Raw genomic sequence first — 24,481 nt, forward strand, 5'->3', positions numbered from 1 at the left:
TTTTAATGAACACTAATAATAATTTATCTCCAGTTATTTCTATACCGCAAATAGTCATAGATGGCTTGGACCCCCAATTGCAGCAATCTTCTGCATGTCCTTTAAAAAATCCATCTGCAATTCGTCAGAATGAATTAAAGCTCACGATTGGCAAAAAAGCCTATCATAAAGCAGATTCTTCTCAAGTCCCCCAAATCAGCGATATCCAAAAGCAGCAGATGATTGAGGGAGTCTCCACTGATTTGGAAGAAATGGATGACTGGATAAATGAGGAAGATGGCTTCGACAATGCGCCTGAATTTGATGAAGCCCCTGTTGAGCTTAATATTGGAACTTTTGTTAAGACGCCTTCTTCTCCTATTGAAGTAGATACAACAGAAGTGGAAAAAATTTTGATGCCCCAAAAGCTTAGCAAGCATAAGCGCCAAAAGGCCAACCGAAAGGCAAGAACCGCCTTGCGTTTAGAACAAGAAAAAGAAAAGAAGCGCATCGAACAAGAAAAACTGGACATGGGTTTTACTTTAAAATCTTTAGGATGCGATCGCTTTGCCCTTGTCAATCAACTCAATAAAGGAGAGGAAGACGGAACTGGGCTGGCAGAAGATTTTAGAAAGCTAGGTCAATTCCGACAAAAGACAATGGGTGAACGCCATGTATGGAAGCGCTTAAATGCTTATTTGGTGATGGGCCGTTACATAGCTGAAAAGGCTCCTTATTTGACAGAATATGAACTGCCCTTTCATCAAAGGGACCAGTATGCGGCTGTTTCCTATGTCACACCGCCTGGCTATAAAGGTCAGAAGTCCCAGTATAGCACCTTTGAGCGCGTCCATATCGCCATGCTTAGCAAAATTGTCTTACAAAAGGACGAAAAGTTAGTAAAAATGGTTGGATCTGTAACGGTTAAAGGTAAAGAGACCTCTTTGCATCATTTCTTCAATCTCTGCGATATCGCGCCTAAAATGCTCAATGCGATAGACAGCTATGCGGAGCTGCTTTTAAGAGAAGATGCCATTTCTCTCTTACAGGAAGTAAAGAACGAAGAATGCACGGATCTCGAAGCTGCTGATGAATTGGCTAGAAGATACGGCTATTGCTTGATTGAATTGCAAGATCGCATTAGCGCTGGAGATACGCGCATTCCAAGAGGATTTCCCTTGAAAAGAGAACTCCGCGATTCGCTTTTAACTATTTTCAAGGATAAGAAAGAAGCGCTAAAATATATCGATGGAATGCTGGAAGCAATCATCGAATTTCGCAAACAATCTGCTCCTGGACTAAGAGAATTATTTAACCCTACTCCTTCCCTTTACTAAATTGTGATTGTGAGGCCTTTCTTTTAAAAAGAAAGGCCTCTGTTTTATCGATTTTCAAATAAATACCCCATTTGTTTTAAAGATTTTTGAGCGGAAAAAGATCTGCAGTTATTGCCCTATTTTTTAACACTTATCTTTTAAGCATTCCTCTTAAAAAAACTCCAAACTCAGGGAATAAGCCTGCCCACCAATTCTGTATCAACAAACCTTACCTAAACCACTAGTGTTTTTTTCCAGATCATTAAATTCTTTTATTTTTAATTTAATTTTATCAAATTGATAATTTCATAAATTAAAAATTTGTTTTAAATTTAAAAAAATAAATCATAATAAAATCAACACAAACTATTAATCACTTAATAAATTACAATATGATTTACAACTTCTAATTAATTGATAGATTGACTCATCTTTTTATTGCATTATTAGGAAATCGTTATTTGCTCTAGATAAGCTCTAGGGGAGGCAATGAATTTATAAAACAAGCCGAGGAGAACTTATGAACAACTTACAAACCATCGCTCTTAATGCTTGGATAAATCAGATTCCAAGAGAGTTGACGAAAGAGGATGAGAAAGAATTGGAAAAACTTCCAGAAGACATGGATCCTCAAATATGCCTGCAAGTTTGCTTAAAGATTTTCGAGCAGAAAAAGACCTCAGGCTATTGCCCTATTTTTCCAATAATTATTTTTCGCAGATTCCATCTATGAAGGAGATTGATAAGGGAACGCTTACCACCGATCGAGTCGTGCAAATCCTTTTAAAGGCCTTCCCAAATTTAGAAAGCCTTGACTTATCCGAGCAAAAAATAGCAAGCTTAAGTCAATTAAATTTATTTGGTCAAGACAAGAATGCCCATTAAAAAAAACTTAATCTTTCCAACACTGATATTGATCGCTTGGATGGCTGGGGTTCCCCTCATATTGAAGAGTTAGATTTAAGCGGTTCTCAAAAGCTGCCCGCAGAAGAACTTCTTAAGCTCAAAGATAAATATCCAAATCTTAAAAAACTTGATGTGAGCGAGACTAGTATTCGCACCTTGGATGGTTTGGAACTCCCTCATCTTGAAGAGTTAGATTTAAGCGGTTGTCGAAAGCTGCCCACAGAAGAATGTCTTAAGCTTAAAGATAAATGTCCAAATCTTAAAAAACTTGATGTGAGCGAGACTGATATTCGCACCTTGGATGGTTTGGAACTCCCTCATCTTGAAGAGTTAGATATAACCGATTCGACTTTATCAGAAAAAATTAAGGGTCTTAACCTCAAAGATAAATTCCCAAATCTCAAAAAATTTAACGCTTCATCTCTTCCGTATTAGAAGGCAGGCTAATAGCCTGCTTGCTACTCCCTAAACTGAATATTTTAGATAACATTATACAAGAGACTTCCAATCGTTGGAAGTCTCCAAATTAAGCCGCCTGTTTCAACAAACAAGCAATTGCTACTCAATGCAAGTCTAAGACTAACTTGCGTTTCTCTGATAATCAGCCTAAAATGAGTCAAGGTCAAAGGCCTTCTTGCTTTCTTTTAACCTGAGTTTTGAGTTTTTGCGTTTGGATTGACAGGAAAGCTCTCGCCGGTGAAAACATCCCTATTTCTTAATATTGACCGCTTTGTCATTTATTCATCTCCGAGGCTGTGACAGTCAAAACGGCAAAAAAATTCAAAACTCATAGTCATTTAAATAAAACCGATTAAATTAAAAAATAAATATTGTATAATAAAAAAATATAAATTTTATAAATTAACCTTTAATTTTATACAATCATTTATTAATTAAAGAAAAGAGGAAGAATAATGTCTATTCACCCTTGGCAAGAGACTTATCAGGCCTTAACGGATTCCGCTCTTTTTGATAAAAGCAAATCAAAGAGCGAACAATCCTATTTACGCGTTAAGCAGACAGGCACGGGAGAAAAAATCTTAGAAGTGGCGCATCTGAGTTTTCTCGAACGCGTACAGGCATGGCTGGGGTTTGGCAATGCCAGTTTAAGAAACATTCACAAATTTTTATCCTCGGACGAGGGAAAGACGCAATTGAATACGATTTTCAATAGCGGAGGCAGAATTGATAAGCAAAAGCTTATTCAAAACCTGAACACTTTGAAAACTAAGTCTGCACATGCTTTTTCTCCTTTAAATCGAGTTAAATCAGCCGCTCGCTTGATCTTACCTGCCCATATAGAAGAGCCCGAGAAAAGCCTTGCAAAACACGCAAATTTTCCAAAAAAAACTGTGCATTTTGATCTTCCTTTATCAGCAAAAGAGATTAAAGAGCAGGCTAATGAAAAAAGAGAGCTTTCCCATTCAAGATCCGTAGCAAAATCCGATCCAAGGTTAGCCTTTGCCTCAACTCCTAAAGTCCGAACCAATTTGGCTGAGCAGCGCCCTCAATGGGTTCCTCAGACTGTTGTTTCTAAAATTGGAACGTTGAGCACACAAAACTTTAACTTTAGTTGCCTGTCTGACGCACTTTCTTCTGCAGATAAGGAAGCACGGCTTAAATGGTTTTTCTCGCAGCGAAAATATCCTCCTATGTCTGTAGTGGGAATAGATACGGTTCGTCCTGTGGCGGGAATAAAAGATCCTTCTACTTGTCCTACTCAAGATGGTTATGCCGCAAGTCCCGGTGCTCATGGCCCTCATAAGTTGCTCTTTCTTTCCGACGAGAAGATTAGCCATATTGCAGACTGCCAATCCGTTCGTTTCACTTCAGAAGATGAAATTCCAATAGGCGTTTATGCAGATGGGAAAACAATGATTCAGCAACAAGCTAATCGCGGTTGTGTGGCCGCTTGTGCAGCTATGCTAGTAGAAGACCGCGGAAGAAATTGCGATATCGAAGCCCTGCATAGAACAAATCTTGCTAATGAAGAATCTTTCTTAACATGGATACACCAGTCAGGATTAAAAGGGGAGTTAGCGACCCTTAAGGCCGACCCCAATGAACTTAAAGCTTTCGTTCAAAAATACGGCTCCATATCAATCCGCATTACGGAACCAAACATCGGCAACCATCAAATTATTCTAGATGACATCGATGCAGAAAATGCAACTATTCGCGATCCCTTCCATGGCTGGCGCATTACGATTCCAACAAGCGAATTGATAAAAATGGCAGGCAAAAAAATAGAAGCTGTCTATATTGAAAACACCTGATCCTCTCTTTCTCAGAAAAATTTCTTTCCCCAAAAAAGTCCTCTACTCATTTTCTATTAAATAAACCTTCCCCACCTTTTTCCATTCTTTCGCTTCTTTATAGGCTTATTTCAGCTTAATAAAAAAAATGCTAAAACCCCCTCAATGGAAAGCGAGAAGCAATCATTGAATTCCACGAGCCATCTGCTACGAGACTAAGAAAATTAGTTAAATTTTCCCTCGCTCTTTTAAACAAAAAAAATAATTAATTTTAAAATTAAATACTGTATAATAAAAACAAATAAAGTAATAATTAATTACTAAACACAACTATTCAAATAATTAAAGAAAGAAAAAAATCATGTCTATTCACCCTTGGCAAGAGACTTATCAGGCCTTAACGGATTCCGCTCTTTTTGATAAAAGCAAATCAAAGAGCGGACAATCCTATTTACGCGTTAAGCAGACAGGCACGGGAGAAAAAATCTTAGAAGTGGCGCATCTGAGTTTTCTCGAACGCGTACAGGCATGGCTGGGGTTTGGCAATGCCAGTTTAAGAAATGTCCACAAATTTTTATCTTCGGAAGAGGGAAAAACGCAGCTGAATACGATCTTCAACAGTGGGAACCGTGTGGATAAGCAAAGGGTTATTCATAACTTAAACACCTTAAAAGCAAAGTCTGCGCATGCTTTATCTCCTTTAAATAGAATTAAGTCGGCCTCTCAATTCATTTTACCCACAGACGTAGAAGACACGTCTTCGATCAACCTAAGGCCACAGGAAGCCGAGCCTGGATTGCCAAAAAAGACGGTACGCTTTGATCTCCCTTCCTCAGAAGAGGAGCCTAATGATCAATCCCTTAAAGACCATCATTCCGGGTCACCCCAGATAAATGATATACCAGAACCGCCACGCAAAATTTTAAAATCCAATGCAGGCAGACCTTTACCCTTAGAACCAAAATTAGGGTCCGTATCCCTTAAAATTCAAACCAACTTGGCTGAGCAACGCCCTCATTGGGTTCCTCAGACTGTTGTTTCCAAGAATGGAACGTTGAGCACGCAAAATTTTAACTCTAGTTGTATGCCCGACGCGCTTTCTTCTGCAGATAAGGAAGCGCGGCTTAAATGGTTTTTCTCGCAGAGAAAATATCCTCCCGTATCAAGAATAGATACGGTTAATTTCAGTGGTATAAAAGATCCTTTGACTTATCCTACCCAGGATGATTATGCTGCAAGTGCTAGTGCTCATGGCCCTCATCAATTGATTTTTCTTTCTGACGAGAAAATTAGCCATATTGCGGAATGCCAATCTATTCGTTTCACTTCGAAGGAAAACATTCCCATAGGCGTTTATGCGGATGGAAAAACGATGATTCAACAGCAAGCCACTCGCGGCTGTGTGGCCGCTTGTGCAGCCATGCTAGTAGAAGACCAGGGAAGAAATTGCGACGTCAGAAGCCTTCAGGAAACAAATTTAGCTGACGAAATACGCCTCTTAGCATGGATAAACAAATCAGGCTTGAAAGGAGGAATAGCCACCATTAATGGCAGCCCTGCAAAGCTTAGGTCTCTTATTCAAAAACATGGCTCTATATCAATAGGAATCAGCGATCGCGATATTGGCAGCCATCAAATTATTCTAGATGACATCGATGCAAAAAAGGCGACTATTCGGGATCCCTTCCATGGCTGGCGCATTACAATCCCAACAAGTGAATTGATAAAAATGGCAGGCAAAAAAATAGAAGCTGTCTATATTGAAAAAACCCAGGATACCTGATTTTTCTCTCTTTTTGCTTAACGTAAAAGAAAGGAAGAGCCGTCCTGTCTTTTTGACGTTTCAAACCTAGCTTTCTAGTTAACTAACATTTTTCCTTATCCTTTTGCATTCTTTTGCTAGGCAAATAGTGTGCAAGCGGGAATAATAGGCCTATCAAATTCTTTTAATTTATTCCTTCACCTTTGCTTCTTAATATGCCTAGTCCATCTTTTAGCTTTTCACAGATCACGATTCTTGCCCAAGAACTTCAAGAAAAATTAACAGACGCTGTCCTTATATCTTGTACTTTTGTTCATCCGAAAAAGTTCTGGCTGAATTTTCATAAAGAGGACCACCCTCAAGCTCTTCTGTGGTGTTTTGAACAGCCATTCGTCCGCTTTCACCTCTCGCGTTACCCGTTTCAAAAAGCGCTTCCCTTTTCCTCCTTGCAAAGCGAATTGGCCGGTCTGACATTAACCAGCGTCGACATATTGAACCAAGACCGCATTCTCAAATTAAGCTTTGCTTCTGCTGATCGGATGCGTGTTCTCATTGGCGAATTCTTTTCCAAGCATCCCAATTATTACTTGATCAATGAAGAGGGAAACATTCTCTTTTCCCTTTTTCCTCTCTCTTCGCCTTATTACCGGCTGCCTCCGCCTGTCCCCATCCCCTCTTCCAGTTCCTCTTCTCCTTTGCCAAATTCTGAGTCCGTCGAGCAAGCTTATCGACAATTGGAAAGGGAATGGGAATTTGAAAAAGAAAAAAAAGCTGTGGAAGCCCGATTGCTGCGCATGCAGGCACACTTAAAACGAAAGAAAACGCAATTGGAAAGCCAATGGCAAGCCTGTTCCACGTGGGAAAAGGTCAAGCATGAAGGCGAGCTGATTAAGGCGCATTTTGCCCAACTCAAGAAAGGTTTATCGCATTTAGAAGTCTGGGATTGGTTAGTGGACAAACCCTATACGCTTATCCTTAATCCGACTTGGACACCTCAGGAAGAAATGGCCCACCGCTTTAAGCGCGCTAAAAAGCTGCAAGCAGGCCTAAGCCATATGGCGGAACAAATCAATAAAACCGAGCAAGCCCTCTTAAAAAATGAGCAAGCGCTTGAAGAGGTGGAACGCATTCAAACCAAAGAAGAGCTGCTCCGCTTATTCTCTATTCCTGCCCGTGCTCCTGCTGTAAAAAAACAGACGACCCCTCTTCCGCCTTATCGAGAATATGTCTCATCAAGCGGCCTATTGATTTGGGTGGGAAGAAATGCTAAAGCCAATGATTCCTTGACCTTTCGCTTAGCCCGAGGATCGGATTGGTGGCTTCATGCGCAAGGCTTTCCTGGATCGCATGTCCTCATTCGCACGCAAAAAGGCCAAGACCCCGATCCGGATGCAATAGCAGATGCCATTCAGCTCGCTCTTTATCATAGTCAAGCAAAAGAGCGGCAAGAAGCAGAGATTTGCCTCACCCAGAGAAAGTACGTGTCCCGTTTGGGAAAAGGGCAGCCAGGGAAGGTTCAAATTTCCAAGCACAAGACAATCTGGGCCCGGTTCGATCCTCAGCGGTATCAGGCAATCAAGCAAAGACGGCAATTGAACGCGGACGATTAAAAAGGATTGGCCAAAAGATTTGGCCAATCACTAGACAAACCTGGCTGCGATGCAAGTTCAACCAAAGTTTGGCAATTCTGCATGGGTCAAAGCGGCCCAGGCCCTCGAAAAAAGCGATTTAAAGGCATTTAAGGCCTCTTGCCAGGCTTAAACATCTTTCGAGACTAAAGAAAGCTTTAATCTTCATCCTTAAAGCGATAGCCGACACCACGGACGGTCTCGATCCCATCAAAATTAGGACCTAATTTTTTGCGCAAGGAAGCAATGTGCACGTCTATATTGCGGTCAATGATAAACGCTTCATCGTTTTGCACATCATCCAATAATTGGTTGCGTGTTAAAACCTTTCCACGATTGAGCAACAAACGGCGCAAAATTCCAAATTCTGACAAGGTCAAGGCGATCGATTTATCCCTTTTGCGCAACAAATAACGGTCGACTTCCATTGTGAAATCACCGAATGTAAGCACTTTTGCTTCCTTTTCAGGTTCTTTGCCACGTCTCATGACCGCTTTAATGCGAGAAAAGAGAACTTTTAATGAAAATGGCTTGGCCACATAGTCGTCAGCGCCTAATTCCAAGCCTAATACGACATCCAATTCTTCACTCTTAGCCGAAATAATAATGATAGGAATATGTTCAAAATCGGGATTGCTTTTAATTTTCCGACAAACATCCAATCCATTTAAACCCGGCAACATAATATCCAAAACAATGATATCCGGCCTTTCTCTTTCGACAGCCAAATAACCATTTAAACCGTCCATTTCTACATGGACCTTATAGCCAGCAAGCTCAGCCTGCAGCTTAATAAGCGAAGCAATATCTTCTTCGTCTTCTATCAATAAAATTTTTGTTTTTTGCATCGTTAACTCCAGGTCACTTTAAAAAAAATATATTTTGATAAAAATCATATTTAAATTTTAATTTCTATCAAGAAACTTTAGCAAATAAACTTATCTTAATCTCTGTCTTCTCTTTTAGAATACACTTATTTTGTTGCTCATTTTCACAAAAAATGCATTTTCTTCATAATCTTTATATCTATTATACATTCAAATAGTATATTTAATAAAAAAAATATTTATCTTCAATTAAAAGATTGTTAAATTTTAATTAATCAAACCTTTTCAAATTTTTTATTACTTTTATGTAAAACCAGTTGTACTATAAAGATTTTTTTCCGACTTCAAAAATAAGAAGGTAGAAAAAGCCTCTTCATTTTTTTATTTTTATCTTTATTTTTTTCTTTTTTCTCACTAGAATGGTTATAAATTTTTCTAACCTTTTACCAGCTAAAGGCCCTATGCTATACGTGATCCTTTTATATGCTTTATTTGCAAGTGTATTTACAATAGCCAAAACCGGATTAGAGTATTCGCAACCCTTTTTTCTAGTCGGTACGCGCATGCTATTAGCTGGTTGTATTTTGTTGGGTTATCAAAAATTTGTGAAGAAAGAAGTTTTTTCTTTTAATCGGCAAACGTGGTGGAAAATCCTGCAGTTGGCAGCTTTTAACATTTATTTAACAAATGTATTTGAATTTTGGGGCTTAAAATATTTAACCTCTTTTAAAACTTGTTTTATTTATAGTCTTTCCCCTTTTCTCTCGGCTCTATTTTGCTATATGCTTTTTTCTGAAAAACTTTCGCCTAAAAAATGGATGGGTTTGCTAATTGGATTTATGGGATTTCTTCCCATTTTAATGAGCCATACGAGCAGTGAAGAGCAGACAGGGCACCTTCTCTTTTTCTCATGGGCTGAATTATCCGTGATGATGGCGGCCATTTGCAGCGTATACGGTTGGATTGTTCTCATGCAGTTGGTGAATCAGCATAAGCTTTCTCCGGTTACGGCTAATGGAACAAGCATGTTTGTAGGAGGGGCCTTTGCCCTTGTGCATTCGCTAATCGTTGAAGACTGGAATCCCATTCCGGTCACCAATGTGACCATTTTCTTGGAATGCACGCTTTTGCTCATCCTCATTTCCAATTTAATCTGCTATAATTTATACGGAACGCTTTTGAAGCGTTATTCGGCAACATTCATTTCTTTTGCCGGTTTTACTACTCCTCTCTTTACGGCTTTGTTTGGATGGATCTTCTTAGGAGAAGTCGTGACTTGGCCTTTTTATGTATCTTTTGTGATTGTGTTAGCTGGTCTTTTTGTATTTGATCAAGATGAATTGAAGCAAAGCTATCAAGACAAGTTACTCGCATCCAAGCCAAGCGAAGCGTAATTAAAACCTTTTCTAGAAAAGATCTCTGTTTGGCAATAGCCTGGACTATTGCCACTTCATTTCCAACTAGAGAGGGTATAAAAATTTCAAGATTATCAATTTATTAACGCTCTGAAAGAATCCTTCAAAAAAGGTTTGTCTAAAATTTTGCTATCTGTTTATAAAACCTTTTTTGATCACTTTAATAAATTAGAGGGTTATGACGACTCCTGTAGCGGAAAAAGAAGTTCTAATTGAATTTGATAAAGAATTTTATAAGGATCGAATTCAGTCTTTAATTAATCCGGCTATCCATAGATTTCAAAGAATTTTAAAGTCCTATACTTTATTTAATCTATTTTTTATTTGTCTGCTGATAGCAGAAGTGATCTATTTTTTTGTTCATCTGACAGTTCTCCTGCAAACATTTGTTTTAGCCATTCATTTGGCTTTGATTTTTGCCACGCTATTTTCCTATTTTACTTTGCGCATGTATTTTCAAACGCGGAAGACGGAGCAATTGATCGAGCTAAAAAATGACTTTGTGAAGGCTTGTCAAGGAGATTTAAATGACTCCACGGACATCCCCGAGCAACACTTAACTGTTGCTTACGCTTGCTGTAAATTAGCAGCGGATCTGCATGGCAAAGAATACACAATTTACACATGTCCTTTTTGGCTGGATTTTCTTTCTTCTTCTCTTGAAAAGCTTTGCTGTTGGCTGCATTGGCCAGATGTGCATACCATGAAAGAATTGCTCCTCCAAGCTTGCATTGAACAGCATATTAAGCTTGTTCGCCTGGAACCCACGGATTTGGAAGCCCATGCAGGCCTTGCCAATGCCTACGTCATGCTATCCGGCCTTTATGTTGATCCCAGGACGATTGAAGGGTTGGATGATGAACGTTGGATACCTCCGAACAAATATAATCGCGTTTTCCAACAAAAATTTCGTACAACGGCAGAAAGGGCGATTGAAGAATTTAAAATTTTAAGCGATTATGCCCCCCACGATCCCTGGGTTCATGCCCAGCTCGCTTATAGCTACCGAGACCTGCAAATGCCTATAGAGGAAATCAAGGAATATGAAATTATTCTTCAACTTTGCCCAGAAGACAAAGAAACCTTGTTTAAGCTAGGAAAACTTTATTTTGAACAGGGGCTAAATGCTAAAGGCCTGCAAATTTATGAAACATTAAGAAGATCGAATTATAAGAAAGCAGAAAGCCTAATTCATTTTTATGGAGCCTATTCGCATCCTATCGGATCTTAGAGACTGTCGGCGATCTTAAAGGGCGTATGAAAACCGCTAATGACCTAGAGTCGAGTTTTTCCCCTAGAAAGAAGTCCGATAGAGGGAGGGCCCCTATTAAATTCAATATGCCCCGCCCTTAATCGCCCGCTAGGGAGAAAATAATTTCAAATATCGATTATTATGGGTTTTAATATACCCTCTAAAAGGCTATTATGACTTTCAAACCTCTCTTTTAGAAGTTTGAGAAATCCTTTTAAGGCCTCTTGAAACACACTGATAGCTTGAATCCGAGGTCTTTTATTAAGGAAAACACTCTTAGGGCAAACCAATATAAGTGTTTTTAAGTCCTTTGACCAAATGCTTCAATACTTGGGTTAGGCTGACAAGACTATTCTATTATCAAAGAAGGAAACCTAAATTATGTTTTGTTCCCAATGCGGCGCGAAGGTGGAGAAAGATTATAAATACTGCCCTTCATGCGGAGCTCATCTGGCTGTTAATAGTCCTTCCCTTTCTCCGGCTTCCCCATCCTCTCCCCCTCAATCCGAAGAACAGGCTGTCCCAACGCAAACGGTTAAGAAAAAACCCATGCCGCTTTGGTTCAAAATTCTTATTGCCATCTCTGTTATTGCCCTTATAGCCGTTGCAGCAGGTATTTTATTTACAGAAAGGCTTGTCGATGTCATCGATAATCAATTATCGGCATTGCGGCAAAATGATGTTTCCAAGGCATATTATGCTTATACTTCTAAAGATTTCCAAGCGGCAACCTCTCTAGAGCAATTCCGCCATTTTATTCAGGCTTATCCGGCCTTTTTACAAAATCAGTCCGCTCACTTTACACAGCGCTCGATTGAAAATAATATAGGAACGCTGAAAGGCAACTTAACCTCTGTCGACCATGTCAATACGCCTATCGAATACAAGCTTATTAAAGAGGATGACAAATGGAAAATTCTCAGCATACGTTTGCTGAAGCCGGGCGTTATGCAGCATGTCCAAACCGATACGGATATGCAAGAGATCATCGATGTAGCCAAAGCCCAATTACAAGCTATCCAGGACCACCAATTAGAGGGCGCTTACCAGCAATACTCCTCAAAAGAATTTAAAGAGGCCACCTCTCTCGAAGCTTTTCAGGATTTCATCAAGCGCTATCCCATTTTAAATCACTATCAAACCGCCTCTTTCCATAAGCCCAATATTAGAAATGGAGTGGGAACGCTTTCTGCGATTTTGCAGTCGGATCAACTGGCCGCTTACGTGAAATATTATTTAATTTATGAAGATCAAAGCTGGAAGATATGGAGCATGCGTATCCTCTCTCCTTCGGAAGAACTAGAGGAAGAGCAAGGCCAGGCCAATAAATCGGCCGCAACAAAAAAGGACAGCAAAGAAAAAGCCAATAAAGAAATGAGCTTTGGAAACATCAGCTTGGGAGATGAAGTGGATGACCAGGGAATCATTGAGACCCCTCAAGACGCGTTCGATTCGGATTTAAGCGATTTATATATCAACCTTGAAATTAAAAACGGATTAAAAGGCAGCACCATTTATCTTAGCCTTCAGCATTTAGAGAGCGGATCTTCTATTCCAGCAAAAGCGACCATTGAAGACAATGGAGATACTATGTTAATGTCTGTGTTCTCTCCTCCAAAGAGCGGCTGGCCTAAAGGACATTATAAGTTAATTGCCACTACTTCTTCGGGGCTGAATAAAGTCATTGACTTTGAGATCGAATAAACTGGAAGGACTCCAACAGGCATTTAAGAATACCGTACAATGCATATTATTGCTGGCTTGTATCGAAACCAACGACTAAGTGTTCCCAAAGGGGCGGAAACGCGCCCTACAGCCAGTCGGCTACGAGAGTCTCTTTTTAATATTTGCCAAGGATTTATTGAAGGGGCAAGGTTTTTGGATTTATTTGCCGGATCGGGAGCGATCGGCTTAGAAGCCCTTAGCCGAGGCGCCGCTGCCGTTACCTTTATTGATTCAAGCAAAGAAGCGATTCGCTGCCTCAAGCAAAATGTTGCGCATCTTCACGTGGATTCCCAATGCCAAATCATGCAAGGCCAAGTCTTTTCTTTGCTCGAATGGCTTGAAAGACACGGCAAGCAATTTGACATTATTTTCGCCGATCCTCCCTATAAAACAGCCGATCCTCTGGAAAGAGAATCCCAGATTTGGTATAGCGAGAAAATCATTCGATGGATTGATGAAAGCCCCTTATTGGCTCCGCATGGCGTCCTATTTGTGGAAGAAGATGCCCGTTATCAACCAAACTTGCTGGATTTAAAAAAGCTTCAACTGAAAGACAACAGGCGCATGGGCCATACCGCTTTGCAGCGCTATGAATGGGTTTCCTCCTCATCGGAATAAGCGGGTGTATTACACCCCGTCATAATCGATGGTTGAGATTATTTCTCTCGAGGAGGCAATAGAAGCCAGCGGACAATAGGGAGTTAATATCGGCCCTAGCCCTTCTCGCTTCTTAAGGAAAAAGAACTCGAATTGAAAATCCTTCACTCACTTGTCTATAAAGGATAGCTTTTATCTCTTTATGCCCCTCCCTAAAATTTTCTAATTTTTATTGATTTATTTTCATTCTACGCATACAAGAAAGGGCACTCTATTTTTGACAAGGAGTTGAAAATGTTTAAATCCCTCGTTACCCTTGCTGCATGTATCTCAACAGCCTTAACATCTTTAAGCTTTGCAGATTGCTGCCAAAGCCTGGAATTGGGAATAGGCTGGAGGCGTGATAACCTGAACTGGAAATTGCGCCATTTAGATAGTTATTATGTTTCTGCCGATGTTGATTCGCATATTCATTTCAAAGACGTTGACATGTATACAGCGCACGGTCAAGCCAAATGGGTAGGCTCAGAATACTATATCCGCCTATCGGGGGATTATGGAACTAGCCAGAAGGGAAGAGCTTATGAGCATTTTCATATGAATAGCTCCCTTTTTTATGATTATGAACCAATTTTTGTCTCCACAAGTGATCGCATTAAACGCCGCAGCGAAGCCTATGACTTCGATCTTGCCGTTGGCTATCCGCTAGAATTTTGCAACTGCCGCTTAAGCGTCGTTCCGTTAATTGGCTTCTCTTATCACCGGCAACGCCTGCGCGTTAAAGCGGATCATTCTTCTTCTCATTCTTCTTCCTCCTCCTCTTCCAATTACCATCTTCCCAGCTCTTTTCCATACGATTATAGCGGCTCGACCTTCCTTGTCGATTCATCCAACCCTTTCGGTTATCCAAGCTCCTATTCCGATCCTTTTTCCAGCCCTTCGGATCCTTGGATTCCTAGCGCAATTGGCTTGAGCACAGTCAAGCGGACAAGCTCTTACCGCTTTACTTGGTACGGATTTTATGCCGGATTTGATATGGCCTATGCATTGGATCCATGCTGGACACTTTTCACAGAGTTTGAAGGTCATTTTTTAGACCGCTGCCACCGCAAGCGCAAATCATGGACGGGCGTTTACTTTGTAGACACATACCATCGAGAAAGCTGGGCTTATGGCTTTGACGCAAAACTTGGAACGGCATTTTCCATGTCAAATTGCTGGTACGGATTGATTACAGTCAATTATAAATGGTGGAAAGGCCATGCTAAACGCGATGAATTGCACTGGAAGAATGTTGGCGTCGATGTAGGTTTAGCTTATGAATTTTAAGCATAATTTGATAAGGAAAATTTATGCTCCATAGAAAATTGCCACAGATGATTGTATGCTTATGCCTAGTTTTGCATTCCTTTCTAAATGGCCAGCCCTTCACTTTTGAAAATATAGATGAACAAGACTTTGACGTTCCTATCGAAAAGCCTTATGACCTGGTCATTTGCGCCCTGTTTCAAAATGAAGAGCTTTTTATGAAGGAATGGATTGAATATCACAAGCTGCTAGGCGTCCAGCATTTTTATTTATACAATAATTTAAGCACGGACCATTCCCTGGAAATTTTGAAACCTTATATAGAAGCCGGAGAGGTCGATGTCTTTCACTGGCCCATTAAAACGTCCAATCATTCTGAAATGAATGCCCTGCAAATAGCCACTTACATGGATGCGTTGCAGATCGCCAAAAAAACGGCGCGCTGGGCAGCCTTTATTGATATAGATGAGTTTTTAGTTCCCATGAAGACAAACAGCCTCATCCGTTTTTTGCAAGATTATGAGTCCTATCCCGGAGTCATTATCAATTGGCAAATGTATGGAACAAGCGGCTATGACGATATTCCAAACGGCAAGCTGCTGATAGAAACGCTTCTTTTTAAAGCCCAGACTAACTCTGTGGAGCATCAATACTTTAAATCGATTGTTCAGCCCGCTTTTGTTTCGCATGTAACAGAGCCGCATTCCTTTCATTTTTTCCCCGGCTTTTTTGCGGTCAATCCAGAAAGAACTCCTCATACGGCTTCCGGAGTAGGCATCCATCCTTCTATTTGCATTGACCGCATCCGCATCAATCATTATTGCCTTGGAACCAAGAATTGGTTCATTTTTAACAAGCTTCCACGCCGAGAGAAATGGGGGATGCCTAAATTAACGCCTATCCAATTAGAAAATTTATTTAACCAATTCAATCAGGTAAAAGACGAAAGCATTTTGCGCTTTGTGCCCGCGCTGCGCAAAAAAATATTCCCTTTCCAAACACAAACCGTCGAAAGCTTTTTAGAAAATAAAATGAATGAAGAGAGGATAGGCGCTGCTTGAGCAAGATGAATACCGCTCTTTTTCTCGGCCCTCTTTGATGATGGCAAGGCTAATCGGAGAGGGCATTAAACGCTTTCCAACCAACATGGCGAATAGGGAAGGAACGCACATGTCGATTTTTGTCAGTTTTGCGCTCCTAACGCCTATCCCTTTTTCTAAGCCTTCACTTCCACCATTTCATTCACTTCGCCTGGCAAGGAGAATGTCGCTGAAATTTGCAAGAGAAAGAAAATTCCAAGAACAGCTAAGGCTTTAACCGGGGCATAATCGGTAAAAAGCGTACTCATGAGTCCTACTCCTCCTGGCCCTAACCCCTCGGACACGCACCATACAAGCCCCATTAGAAAAGCGCTCACTGAACCGGGATGGTTGGGCGCAAATCGCGTTCCAAGCGAAACAGCTATGGGATTAATGAGCGTCAGCGAAGCGCCTAATATGAAGAGAGAGAGGAGAACAATGCTAATCGAAATTCCGCCTGAGAAGAGAATGAAATAAAAGGCAACAGAGCTAATAATTCCTGCATACAGCATGACTTGGCGGGCTGAGTATTTATCGGCTAAATAACCGGCTGGAACCATGACGCACGCCCCGCCTAAAATAAAGCACAGATGCCCTCCGCCATAGCAAACCCATTCCATATGCCCTAAAGTTCTTAGCGCATCCGGCAAAATAAAAATTGTCCCCCATACAATAGATTGATTGGCCACTTGCGAAAGATACAAAGAGCGAAGAGGAGGAAACTTGAAGAAAGATCCAAAGTCTTTTAAAAAGCCCGCATGCGAGGGAGCAACGGCAGACGGCTTTGGAAAAGGATAAAAAAATAAAAGCAGAGCGAGAAGTAAAAGCGGCAATGCCAATAGATAAGTTTGCTTATCCCAATCCTTATATACATACATGAAAATCAACTGGCTGAAGGCCAATCCTACGCTTCCCCCTGAAGCAAAGATTGTCATGAGCAATCCCCTCTTTGAAGGAACCAATCCGGTCATCAGACTGGCTCCCGAAGGATGAAAGCAACCGGAGCCTATGCAAGTCAGCAAATAAAGACTAAATAAAGCAGCATAATGCGTAAAATAAGCTAAAAAAGCACTAGCAGCTGCCAAAACTAGCCCTAACGTGAGAATACTTCGCTGATATCCCCTATCGCTTAAAGCGCCAAAGAATAACTGTGATCCCTCTCCCATAAAGGCTCCAATAGCAACAACCAAGCCTGCTTTGGCAAGATCAAGCTGGGCTAAAGACTTATAAACAGGCCAAATGCCCAGCATCACATCCACTAACAAATGTGCAGCCCACACAAGAATTAGTAGCGGAAGAAAAGAGAGAGGGCGACTGGGTGTAAGAGACATATTAACCTTAAAACTAATTATGAATTTAAAACTTCAACAGATCCCTTTCCATCGTTCGCATATTTTTTTGTCGGATCCGGTAAGAAGAACAAAAAGGCAAAGGCGGCAAGAAACAGCACGCTTAACATTTGCATGGCTACTACAGGGGCATTTTTTTCCATATAAGAAGCCAAAAGGCCGGCAAGTGTAGGACCAAATCCCGCCAAACATGTACAGCCACCCATATATAGCGCACTAATAAAACCGCTTGCCTCAACGGGGACCAAGGCGTTTCCTCCTGCCACAACAACCGGAACAACAACTCCCATCGATCCCCCCAATAAAAGCAACAGCACGATAACAGGAGGAAGAGAGAGGGTTTCAATTGCCAAAAAGTAAGATAAAACCACTGCGCTGATAAAAATAATGACGGCCAAAACAAGGCGATATCCCCATTTATGGACGCAATATCCAATAGGAAGGCTGGCTATAGCAGAGCCTATCACAAAGTAAAAATATCCTCCTCCTAAGCAAAACCACTCCTCATATCCTTTGATTTTTAGAATATCAGGCAGCAAAAAACTAAAGGAAAGAACAATAACCTGCAGGCACAACTGAATAAAATAGAGCAGGCCCAGCTGAAAACGATAGGGATGAATAATTCTAAGCATATCCTTAAAATGAATTCTGCGCTCTTGTTTTTTGATGGCCGGAAAGCGAAAACACAGACAGCCTAGCGTTACACAAAGAATGGGCACTGCTAAAAACCACGTTTGTCCCTCAAATTGGACAAAGAAATACCTAAAGACATATTGACTAATTGCAGCCCCAATCATTCCCCCACAGGCAAATAAGGCGATCAGAAAGCTCTTATATTTGGGTACCCATCCAATAAGCATGCCTGAAGCAGCCGGATGAAAAGCACCCGAGCCTAAAAAACAGCATAAGATAAAAGTAAACAGTATCCATTCATTTTCTACATAACTTAGAAAAGGAATGGTTGCCGTTAACCCTATGCCAAGGACAAGTAATTTTTGATGATGCCCTTTATCGCTCAAAAAACCAAAATAAAGCTGCAATCCCTCTCCGATAAACATGCCCAAGCTCGCAATCAACCCAGCTACCACTAAATCAATTGTCACCAATGTCTTATAAACAGGCCAGACTCCAATCATAAAATCCATGATCAAATGAGCCATCCAAATCACGGATACTCCTAACCATAGAGTAGTCTTGTTATCTTCCATTTAAGCTATCTTCCTCCCGTTATAAACGACTTAAAAGACTATATCATATTAAAAAATTATTTAAAAGATAATTATAATTCACCACTAGAAATTAAACGATTAAAAACACATCAATTTATTTTTATTTTATTATCAAAGAAAATCAATTAACTCAGTTAAATTTAAAATTATTTATATAAAGCATACGCGATTGACTCTGTCAATTTTGTTTTTCAATTTTTATTTGGGATATTCTGGCAAGACAGCCTTATAAGAAAACGATTCGGACTTTTCTTAGAAATCCGATACGCCTTTTTCGCTTTTCCGTTTGTGATAGACAAAAAATTATTAATACTCTTATTGTTCGATTAATTCAACAAATCACTTGATAGCTTTCCGCGCTGGAGAATAGTATGCAAAAAAATTCCTTCCTCTCTCAATCTCTGTTGTCTATTTTTTTATTCGCCTCTTGCTTACCTCTTACAAGCTGCTCCATTTATTCAAACAGCGATGTTGCCATGAATGACGTGGACGCTTATCCCTATCCCTCAAGCCCGCCTGTCGATTACTCCTATTCTTATTCTTATAATGAGAATGAATATCCTTATGAATACCAAGACACTTACCGTACCTCCAGAAGTACAGCGGGACATTATCAATATGATTCATCGGGAAGAAAATTTGGAAATATGACTTATTATAATGGCTATTACAATACGACTTATAATCCAGGCGACTTTACATCTGGAATAAGCAGCTATCCTGGAACAAGCACAGGGCCTGGCGTAGACAATGGCTATAATGCAACACCTAATGGGATTTATAATACTCTGGATCCCGTCACAGGGCGCTATCATCCTCGAAGGAATTAAAAAGCCCTAAAATAGAAAGTTCCCAAAAATTTATAAATGGAGGAGTTATGAACAAGAAGAAAGATTTAGTCAAAGTTGCCTTTGCAGCTTTTGCATTAGCAGCTAGCTTACCTGTCGATGGCCAAGCAGCAACTGCCCAAGAATCAAAAGGCGTATTCTTAGCCGTTGCCGGCTGTGGAGCAGCTTCTAGTTCCGGTTGCGGAGCAGCTTCTGGCGCCGGTTCAAGCGGCGGCTCTGGTATTGGTTCTGGCGGAAGCTACGGCAGCGGCATGAGCGGCAGTTATAATTCAAGCAGCGGAAATTATGGCAGCGGCTATAACACAGCTGGAAGCTCGGGATGGAGATCAAACGCTGGATACAATAACCCAGAAGACGAAAGCTATGGCAGCGGCTATAACACAGCAGGCAGCACAGGAAATGCAGGATGGGGCTCTTCAAACGGAAGCAATTATGGAAATACGCCTAATCGTCCTGGCAATGGAACAGGAAATGCAGGCTGGGGCTCAAGCGGGAGCAATTATGGCAATACGCCTAATCGCCCTGGAAACAGCTATAACACAGCAGGCAGCACGGGAAATGCAGGATGGGGCTCTTCAAACGGAAGCAATTATGGCAATACGCCTAACCGCTCTGGAAGCAGCTATAATACAGCAGGCAGCACGGGAAATGCAGGATGGGGCTCTTCAAACGGAAGCAATTATGGCAATACGCCTAATCGCTCTGGGAGCAGCTACAGCAATGAAAACAATGATATGAACAGATAATTACACATACTTTAAGGAGTTTACCATGGAAAAAAGAAAAGATTTAGTAAAAGCGACTTTAGCAGCTTTCTTGCTCGCATCAACCCTTCCAATAGATGGCCAAGCAGGACAAGTGGCAGGAGTACAGGAAACATTTTTAGCAGTTGCCGGATGCGGCGCTCATGGATGCGGCGGATCTTCTTCTAAAGAAGTTGCTGATAACACCAGCTCTTCCGACAGCTACAATGCTCGTACCAATAGTTATGGAAAAACGGGCACGAATGGAAGCTATACTGGCTCGACTTCTAATACAGGAACAGGTAGCAGCTATGATACAACCGGAAAAACTGGAAGCTCAGGCTGGGGCTCCTCTTCAGGCAGCAGCTACGACACAACCGGAAAAACTGGAAGTCCAGGCTGGGGCTCTTCTTCGGGCAGCAGCTATGACACAACCGGAAAAACTGGAAGCTCGGGCTGGGGTTCTTCTTCGGGCAGCTATGACACAGCTGGAAAGACTGGCAGTTCAAGCTGGGACTCTCCTTCAGGCAGCAGCTATGACACAACCGGAAAAACTGGAAGCTCGGGTTGGGGTTCTTCTTCAGGCAGCAGCTACGACACAACCGGAAAGGCTGGAAGTTCAGGCAGAGGCTCTTCTTCGGGCAGCAGCTATGACAATACAAGCCGCTCTAGCACCAATGGAAGCAATTATAATCGCCCCGGAAGCTCTAGCGATTATAACAGCTATGATATGAATAGAAAATAAATTCCAAGGAGCAAATAAGGAATGGAAAAGAAAAAGGCCTTAACTCAAACCGCCTTAGCTGCTTTAGTACTAGCTTCAGCGCTTCCCATTGATGGCCAAGCCGGACAGGTGTCTGGTACCCAAGAGACATTTTTGGCTGTGGCGGGATGTGGAGCAAATAAATGCGGATCCTCTCCACGACGAGGAGAAGTAGCTGATAATGCAACGGGCAATGAAAGTTATAATACCCGAAGCAGCACCTATCAGTCTTCTAGTAATTATGGGAATATGGGTCCCGGTTCAGGCTATACAGGCACAAGCTCAGGCATGGGTACAGGCGGTAGCGGCTATAGCGGAACAAGCGGTTATGGAGGAAGCACAAGCGGCAACTTCGGAAAAACAAGCGGAAGTTATAGCAATACGGATGCGAGTCGTATGAATCGTGATATCGATTCAAGCCGTAATACCAATGAAACATATAATACTTATCGTACTTATAATGATTCTTATGGTAGTTATGACTCTAATCGTCCTTATAATGCCAACCCTGGTAAGGAAAATTATCCTAGCTATAGAGAAAGTTATCGCAATTCCTCTTATGACGTAAATGTTGGGACTCCTTATGGAGCCGATGTACGCGTCAACCGTGGATACAACACAAGCGGCGAGTATGATTATAATCGCACAAATGTGGGGGATGTTCCTGCCTCGGAAACTTTGACGGAAGCGGATCTATTAGGTATGCTTAGCCCTCAAGGCCGGGCTATCTATATGAGCTTAGACGCCGAAGGCAAAGCCCTAGCTCTTCAATTGGCAAGCCAAGAGACTTATCGTGATAAGAACTTAGCTGTCAAGGAAGCGCAAAGACGAGTCAATGAAAGACGCGGTTTAATGAACCGTTAATGCTTTCTTATCCTTATGTGCGCAACAAACCGTTGCGCACATTTCTTTTTTATGTGATAAGGCTTTTTTTATCTCACCTTGTTAGGAGTCAACATTTCATGAAAAAGCGAGAATTAAGCCGCATCATGCTAGCCGGCATCACCACCGGCATGGTTCTTGCCCAGCAAACGCTACTAGGTCAACAGTCTTCTTCTGCCTCTCAAGAAAAAGCGCCAAGCTCAAACTTTTTAGAGCTTGTTGCCAGCACAAAGGGGAATATTACCTATCGTCCCATGACAGAAGATGATCTTCTGCTTGAATTGAATCAAGAGGGAGCCGAGCTTTACAAGTCTTTAAGCCCGGAAGGGCAGCAGCTTGCTCTAAAACTCGCCAGCCGCGCCTGCAATGGAATGAATGACTGCCGAGGCGAAAATGCCTGTGCAACAGACAAAAACAAATGTGCTGGCCTAGGCCAGTGCAAAGCGCTGACTAAATGTGCTTTTTCGGATAAGAATCTAGCGATTAAAGTCGCAGCTAAAAAAATGGCAAACAAGCGTCAGGAGCTGCAAGGTTCCCTTTCGTAGGGATTCCTTCATTCATTAAATCTATTAATTTTATTTACTCTTAAAAGAGTTTTTCACTTGCATCATTTGAAATTGCCAACAGGTTGAACGAGGATTAAATATTAAATGAAACCGCGTGAATTTCCTAACTTAGGCATTGGCATTGGCCTGCGCATTCCTCACTATGAGGATATTTTCCGTCTTCAGCCTTCTATTGATTGGTTTGAAATTATCAGCGAAAATTTCATGGTAGAAGGAGGCAAGCCCCTCGAAAATTTAGAAAAAATTCTGGCGCATTATCCGGTTGTCCAGCATGGCGTCTCTTTATCGATAGGCGGTCCGGCTCCTTTAGATTTTGATTATCTTAAAAAGCTTAAAGCCCTGACAAAAATCACGCGCACGCCCTGGGTGTCAGATCATCTTTGCTGGGGACATCAGCCAGGAGCTCACTACCATGACTTACTTCCCCTTCCCTATACTAAAGAGGTCATTCGCTACGTTGCAGAAAGGGCGCACATCGTGCAGGACTATTTAGAGCTCCCCTTTGCTTTAGAAAACTTATCTTCCTATGTTGCCTTTAAGCAAGACGAAATGCCTGAATGGGAATTCTATTCCGCCGTTGTCGAACAGGCAGATATTTACATGATGCTCGACGTGAATAATATTTATGTTTCAAGCCGTAACCATGGCTTCGATCCTAAGGCTTACTATCAAAATATTCCGCTAGACAGAGTCATTCAAATCCACTTAGCCGGGCATAGGGATTTTGGAGATTATGTCCTGGATACTCACGACCATCCCGTGAGGAATGAAGTGTGGGATCTTTACGCAGACATTTACCCCTTAACAGGAGGCGTCTCCACTTTGCTTGAGTGGGATGACAACTTCTTATCATTTGAAGAGACATGGGCTGAGGCCTTAAAAGCCAAGCAGTTTCAACAAAAGATCCATGACAAGCATACTTTACCCCCTTTATCCGCTTCTATTTCAAAGGCAGGTGTTTTATGAATCAACAAGCGCTTGAGAAAAACTCGATTGATGCGCCTTATTCTTTAAAGTCATCGCAGGAATGGTTTGCCAGTGTAATCACCTATCCTTTGGCGGAAAACGATCTGATCAATCCCACGGCCCCGAGCGGATCTTTAATTGCCGAAGAAGCCGCACGCTATATTCTTCCCAGCCCGACTTTGCCCCCGCATCAGCGTATGCAAATTTACAATCAGCAATACTGGTGGCGCCTGCTCAATACCTTGCACGCTAATTTTCCCCTAGTCACTCGCTTATTTGGCTATAATGCTTTCAATGAAGAAATCGGTGTTCCCTATTTGCACCGTTATCCTCCCCATCATTGGTCTCTGACGTTGCTGGGCGATCGCCTTCCTCTATGGATTGAACAGTACTATCGCGCCCCTGATTTGCCCCTTGTTCAGAATGCCTCTAAGCTCGATTGGGCCTTCACTCTTAGCTTTATTGCTCCTCACTATTCTCCTTTAGACCTCAACTCTCTTATCCAGGGTGATCCCTCAAGTCTGCTCTCTTATACCTTTTACTTGCAGCCTCATATTCATCTATTTAAATGGGACTACGATTTGTTGGCTTTTCGCGAAGAATTTCTTAAAAAAGAGGTGGACTATTGGACTGAAAATCGCTTCCCTAAGCTTCTAAAAAGAAAAGCGTACTGTTTTGCCCTTTTTCGCACGCTTAAAAACAACTTGGCTTGGCGCGAAATTACACCGGGCGAGTATTTACTGCTTGAGCTTTTTCAAAAAGGAGCGAAGATAGAAGAGGCTTGCGCACATATTGAAAGCCAAGAAGAAAAGCTTTATGACCATGTGGCGGCCCATTTACATCAATGGCTGCAGGATTGGACTCGCCTAGGCTGGCTGACTTTGCAAAAGAACGAACAGGAATGATTAATCTTAACTTGAGTGTGGAGTTTTTTGCCCTTTCGACTGCGTCAAAGCCTCGGAGATGAACAAATGGCAAGCGCTTTCATCGTTTGCAGGTTCCCTCTCACCGTTAAGCTTTAGTTATTCGATCTCTACCTCCGTTTAGCTGAATGCTCATCAGTACCGTTGCTGGCCATATGAACTT

At 41.6% G+C, this 24,481-nt stretch carries 23 protein-coding genes; 20 read left to right on the forward strand and 3 right to left on the reverse strand.

Annotation, left to right across the window (positions count from 1 at the left end):
• Positions 1 to 5 precede the first annotated feature (5 nt).
• The 7 genes from BN3769_RS13180 (at position 6) to BN3769_RS13205 (ending at position 7,828) form a co-directional block, all read left to right on the forward strand.
• Positions 6 to 1,316 (forward strand): hypothetical protein, encoded by a 1,311-nt coding sequence (locus BN3769_RS13180; RefSeq protein ID WP_068471297.1) that lies wholly within the window; start codon positions 6 to 8, stop codon positions 1,314 to 1,316.
• A 499-nt stretch (positions 1,317 to 1,815) separates the two neighbouring features.
• A complete protein-coding gene (locus BN3769_RS13185) occupies positions 1,816 to 2,028 on the forward strand; it encodes a hypothetical protein (protein WP_068471298.1) in 213 nt (70 codons plus the stop codon).
• Positions 2,025 to 2,180: a hypothetical protein gene (locus BN3769_RS14855; RefSeq protein WP_154017927.1), complete on the forward strand. Its 156-nt coding sequence runs from the start codon at positions 2,025 to 2,027 to the stop codon at positions 2,178 to 2,180. The genes BN3769_RS13185 and BN3769_RS14855 overlap by 4 nt, the downstream gene beginning before the upstream one ends.
• A 36-nt stretch (positions 2,181 to 2,216) precedes the next feature.
• Positions 2,217 to 2,636 carry a leucine-rich repeat domain-containing protein gene (locus BN3769_RS13190; RefSeq protein WP_068471299.1) on the forward strand — a complete coding sequence of 140 codons (420 nt, stop codon included), beginning with the start codon at positions 2,217 to 2,219 and terminating at the stop codon, positions 2,634 to 2,636.
• A gap of 479 nt (positions 2,637 to 3,115) precedes the next feature.
• Positions 3,116 to 4,477, forward strand: a complete 1,362-nt coding sequence (locus BN3769_RS13195; protein ID WP_068471300.1) for a cysteine peptidase family C39 domain-containing protein — start codon at positions 3,116 to 3,118, stop codon at positions 4,475 to 4,477.
• A 340-nt stretch (positions 4,478 to 4,817) separates the two neighbouring features.
• Positions 4,818 to 6,239 carry a hypothetical protein gene (locus BN3769_RS13200; RefSeq protein WP_068471301.1) on the forward strand — a complete coding sequence of 474 codons (1,422 nt, stop codon included), beginning with the start codon at positions 4,818 to 4,820 and terminating at the stop codon, positions 6,237 to 6,239.
• A gap of 194 nt (positions 6,240 to 6,433) precedes the next feature.
• Entirely contained in the window at positions 6,434 to 7,828 is a 1,395-nt protein-coding gene (locus BN3769_RS13205) for an NFACT RNA binding domain-containing protein (RefSeq protein ID WP_068471302.1), read from the forward strand.
• Positions 7,829 to 8,004: 176 nt separating this feature from the next.
• Here BN3769_RS13205 and BN3769_RS13210 read toward each other — a convergent pair whose 3' ends face one another.
• Positions 8,005 to 8,694, reverse strand: a complete 690-nt coding sequence (locus BN3769_RS13210) for a response regulator transcription factor (protein WP_068471303.1) — start codon at positions 8,692 to 8,694, stop codon at positions 8,005 to 8,007.
• Between the two features lie 440 nt (positions 8,695 to 9,134).
• Here BN3769_RS13210 and BN3769_RS13215 point away from each other — a divergent pair, with 440 nt between their 5' ends.
• From BN3769_RS13215 to BN3769_RS13240, 6 genes are all read left to right on the forward strand, one after another.
• The gene (locus tag BN3769_RS13215; protein WP_068471304.1) at positions 9,135 to 10,067 is read left to right on the forward strand and encodes a DMT family transporter; all 933 of its coding nucleotides are present in this window, start codon (positions 9,135 to 9,137) and stop codon (positions 10,065 to 10,067) included.
• 199 nt (positions 10,068 to 10,266) lie between these two features.
• The gene (locus tag BN3769_RS13220; RefSeq protein ID WP_068471305.1) at positions 10,267 to 11,319 is read left to right on the forward strand and encodes a tetratricopeptide repeat protein; all 1,053 of its coding nucleotides are present in this window, start codon (positions 10,267 to 10,269) and stop codon (positions 11,317 to 11,319) included.
• Between the two features lie 402 nt (positions 11,320 to 11,721).
• Positions 11,722 to 13,044 (forward strand): DUF4864 domain-containing protein, encoded by a 1,323-nt coding sequence (locus BN3769_RS13225; protein ID WP_068471306.1) that lies wholly within the window; start codon positions 11,722 to 11,724, stop codon positions 13,042 to 13,044.
• Between the two features lie 39 nt (positions 13,045 to 13,083).
• A complete protein-coding gene (rsmD, locus tag BN3769_RS13230) occupies positions 13,084 to 13,683 on the forward strand; it encodes a 16S rRNA (guanine(966)-N(2))-methyltransferase RsmD (RefSeq protein ID WP_068471307.1) in 600 nt (199 codons plus the stop codon).
• A 273-nt stretch (positions 13,684 to 13,956) separates the two neighbouring features.
• A complete protein-coding gene (locus tag BN3769_RS13235; protein ID WP_068471308.1) occupies positions 13,957 to 14,991 on the forward strand; it encodes a hypothetical protein in 1,035 nt (344 codons plus the stop codon).
• Positions 14,992 to 15,014: 23 nt separating this feature from the next.
• A complete protein-coding gene (locus BN3769_RS13240) occupies positions 15,015 to 16,031 on the forward strand; it encodes a glycosyltransferase family 92 protein (protein ID WP_068471309.1) in 1,017 nt (338 codons plus the stop codon).
• Positions 16,032 to 16,186: 155 nt separating this feature from the next.
• Here BN3769_RS13240 and BN3769_RS13245 read toward each other — a convergent pair whose 3' ends face one another.
• Positions 16,187 to 17,380 (reverse strand): MFS transporter, encoded by a 1,194-nt coding sequence (locus BN3769_RS13245; protein ID WP_068471310.1) that lies wholly within the window; start codon positions 17,378 to 17,380, stop codon positions 16,187 to 16,189.
• A gap of 17 nt (positions 17,381 to 17,397) precedes the next feature.
• Positions 17,398 to 18,606: an MFS transporter gene (locus BN3769_RS13250; RefSeq protein WP_068471311.1), complete on the reverse strand. Its 1,209-nt coding sequence runs from the start codon at positions 18,604 to 18,606 to the stop codon at positions 17,398 to 17,400.
• Between the two features lie 392 nt (positions 18,607 to 18,998).
• On the opposite strand from BN3769_RS13250, the gene BN3769_RS13255 reads away from it, so the two are divergent.
• From BN3769_RS13255 to BN3769_RS13285, 7 genes are all read left to right on the forward strand, one after another.
• Positions 18,999 to 19,457 carry a hypothetical protein gene (locus BN3769_RS13255; RefSeq protein ID WP_068471312.1) on the forward strand — a complete coding sequence of 153 codons (459 nt, stop codon included), beginning with the start codon at positions 18,999 to 19,001 and terminating at the stop codon, positions 19,455 to 19,457.
• Positions 19,458 to 19,504: 47 nt separating this feature from the next.
• Positions 19,505 to 20,221 (forward strand): hypothetical protein, encoded by a 717-nt coding sequence (locus BN3769_RS13260; RefSeq protein ID WP_068471313.1) that lies wholly within the window; start codon positions 19,505 to 19,507, stop codon positions 20,219 to 20,221.
• A gap of 25 nt (positions 20,222 to 20,246) precedes the next feature.
• Positions 20,247 to 20,963, forward strand: coding sequence for a hypothetical protein (locus BN3769_RS13265; RefSeq protein WP_154017928.1), 717 nt, complete (start codon positions 20,247 to 20,249; stop codon positions 20,961 to 20,963).
• 21 nt (positions 20,964 to 20,984) lie between these two features.
• Positions 20,985 to 21,845, forward strand: coding sequence for a hypothetical protein (locus BN3769_RS13270; protein ID WP_068471315.1), 861 nt, complete (start codon positions 20,985 to 20,987; stop codon positions 21,843 to 21,845).
• Between the two features lie 98 nt (positions 21,846 to 21,943).
• Complete coding sequence (locus BN3769_RS13275; RefSeq protein ID WP_154017929.1) at positions 21,944 to 22,408, forward strand: hypothetical protein; 465 nt, start codon at positions 21,944 to 21,946, stop codon at positions 22,406 to 22,408.
• A gap of 105 nt (positions 22,409 to 22,513) precedes the next feature.
• Entirely contained in the window at positions 22,514 to 23,395 is an 882-nt protein-coding gene (gene bufB, locus BN3769_RS13280; protein WP_068471317.1) for an MNIO family bufferin maturase, read from the forward strand.
• Entirely contained in the window at positions 23,392 to 24,300 is a 909-nt protein-coding gene (locus BN3769_RS13285; RefSeq protein ID WP_068471318.1) for an HvfC/BufC N-terminal domain-containing protein, read from the forward strand. Before bufB ends, BN3769_RS13285 begins: the two co-directional genes overlap by 4 nt.
• Positions 24,301 to 24,481: the final 181 nt, after the last annotated feature.

The sequence above is a fragment of the Candidatus Protochlamydia phocaeensis genome (genome assembly GCF_001545115.1).
Taxonomy (GTDB): Bacteria; Chlamydiota; Chlamydiia; order Chlamydiales; family Parachlamydiaceae; genus Protochlamydia_A; species Protochlamydia_A phocaeensis.

Excerpts from the sequence above, each read along its gene's own strand:
- BN3769_RS13180 (WP_068471297.1), top strand. The coding sequence starts at position 6 with ATGAACACTAATAATAATTTATCTCCAGTTATTTCTATACCGCAAATA.
- BN3769_RS13185 (WP_068471298.1), top strand. The coding sequence starts at position 1,816 with ATGAACAACTTACAAACCATCGCTCTTAATGCTTGGATAAATCAGATT.
- BN3769_RS14855 (WP_154017927.1), top strand. The coding sequence starts at position 2,025 with ATGAAGGAGATTGATAAGGGAACGCTTACCACCGATCGAGTCGTGCAA.
- BN3769_RS13195 (WP_068471300.1), top strand. The coding sequence starts at position 3,116 with ATGTCTATTCACCCTTGGCAAGAGACTTATCAGGCCTTAACGGATTCC.
- BN3769_RS13200 (WP_068471301.1), top strand. The coding sequence starts at position 4,818 with ATGTCTATTCACCCTTGGCAAGAGACTTATCAGGCCTTAACGGATTCC.
- BN3769_RS13205 (WP_068471302.1), top strand. The coding sequence starts at position 6,434 with ATGCCTAGTCCATCTTTTAGCTTTTCACAGATCACGATTCTTGCCCAA.
- BN3769_RS13210 (WP_068471303.1), bottom strand. The coding sequence starts at position 8,694 with ATGCAAAAAACAAAAATTTTATTGATAGAAGACGAAGAAGATATTGCT.
- BN3769_RS13215 (WP_068471304.1), top strand. The coding sequence starts at position 9,135 with ATGCTATACGTGATCCTTTTATATGCTTTATTTGCAAGTGTATTTACA.
- BN3769_RS13220 (WP_068471305.1), top strand. The coding sequence starts at position 10,267 with ATGACGACTCCTGTAGCGGAAAAAGAAGTTCTAATTGAATTTGATAAA.
- BN3769_RS13225 (WP_068471306.1), top strand. The coding sequence starts at position 11,722 with ATGTTTTGTTCCCAATGCGGCGCGAAGGTGGAGAAAGATTATAAATAC.
- rsmD (WP_068471307.1), top strand. The coding sequence starts at position 13,084 with ATGCATATTATTGCTGGCTTGTATCGAAACCAACGACTAAGTGTTCCC.
- BN3769_RS13235 (WP_068471308.1), top strand. The coding sequence starts at position 13,957 with ATGTTTAAATCCCTCGTTACCCTTGCTGCATGTATCTCAACAGCCTTA.
- BN3769_RS13240 (WP_068471309.1), top strand. The coding sequence starts at position 15,015 with ATGCTCCATAGAAAATTGCCACAGATGATTGTATGCTTATGCCTAGTT.
- BN3769_RS13245 (WP_068471310.1), bottom strand. The coding sequence starts at position 17,380 with ATGTCTCTTACACCCAGTCGCCCTCTCTCTTTTCTTCCGCTACTAATT.
- BN3769_RS13250 (WP_068471311.1), bottom strand. The coding sequence starts at position 18,606 with ATGGAAGATAACAAGACTACTCTATGGTTAGGAGTATCCGTGATTTGG.
- BN3769_RS13255 (WP_068471312.1), top strand. The coding sequence starts at position 18,999 with ATGCAAAAAAATTCCTTCCTCTCTCAATCTCTGTTGTCTATTTTTTTA.
- BN3769_RS13260 (WP_068471313.1), top strand. The coding sequence starts at position 19,505 with ATGAACAAGAAGAAAGATTTAGTCAAAGTTGCCTTTGCAGCTTTTGCA.
- BN3769_RS13265 (WP_154017928.1), top strand. The coding sequence starts at position 20,247 with ATGGAAAAAAGAAAAGATTTAGTAAAAGCGACTTTAGCAGCTTTCTTG.
- BN3769_RS13270 (WP_068471315.1), top strand. The coding sequence starts at position 20,985 with ATGGAAAAGAAAAAGGCCTTAACTCAAACCGCCTTAGCTGCTTTAGTA.
- BN3769_RS13275 (WP_154017929.1), top strand. The coding sequence starts at position 21,944 with ATGAAAAAGCGAGAATTAAGCCGCATCATGCTAGCCGGCATCACCACC.
- bufB (WP_068471317.1), top strand. The coding sequence starts at position 22,514 with ATGAAACCGCGTGAATTTCCTAACTTAGGCATTGGCATTGGCCTGCGC.
- BN3769_RS13285 (WP_068471318.1), top strand. The coding sequence starts at position 23,392 with ATGAATCAACAAGCGCTTGAGAAAAACTCGATTGATGCGCCTTATTCT.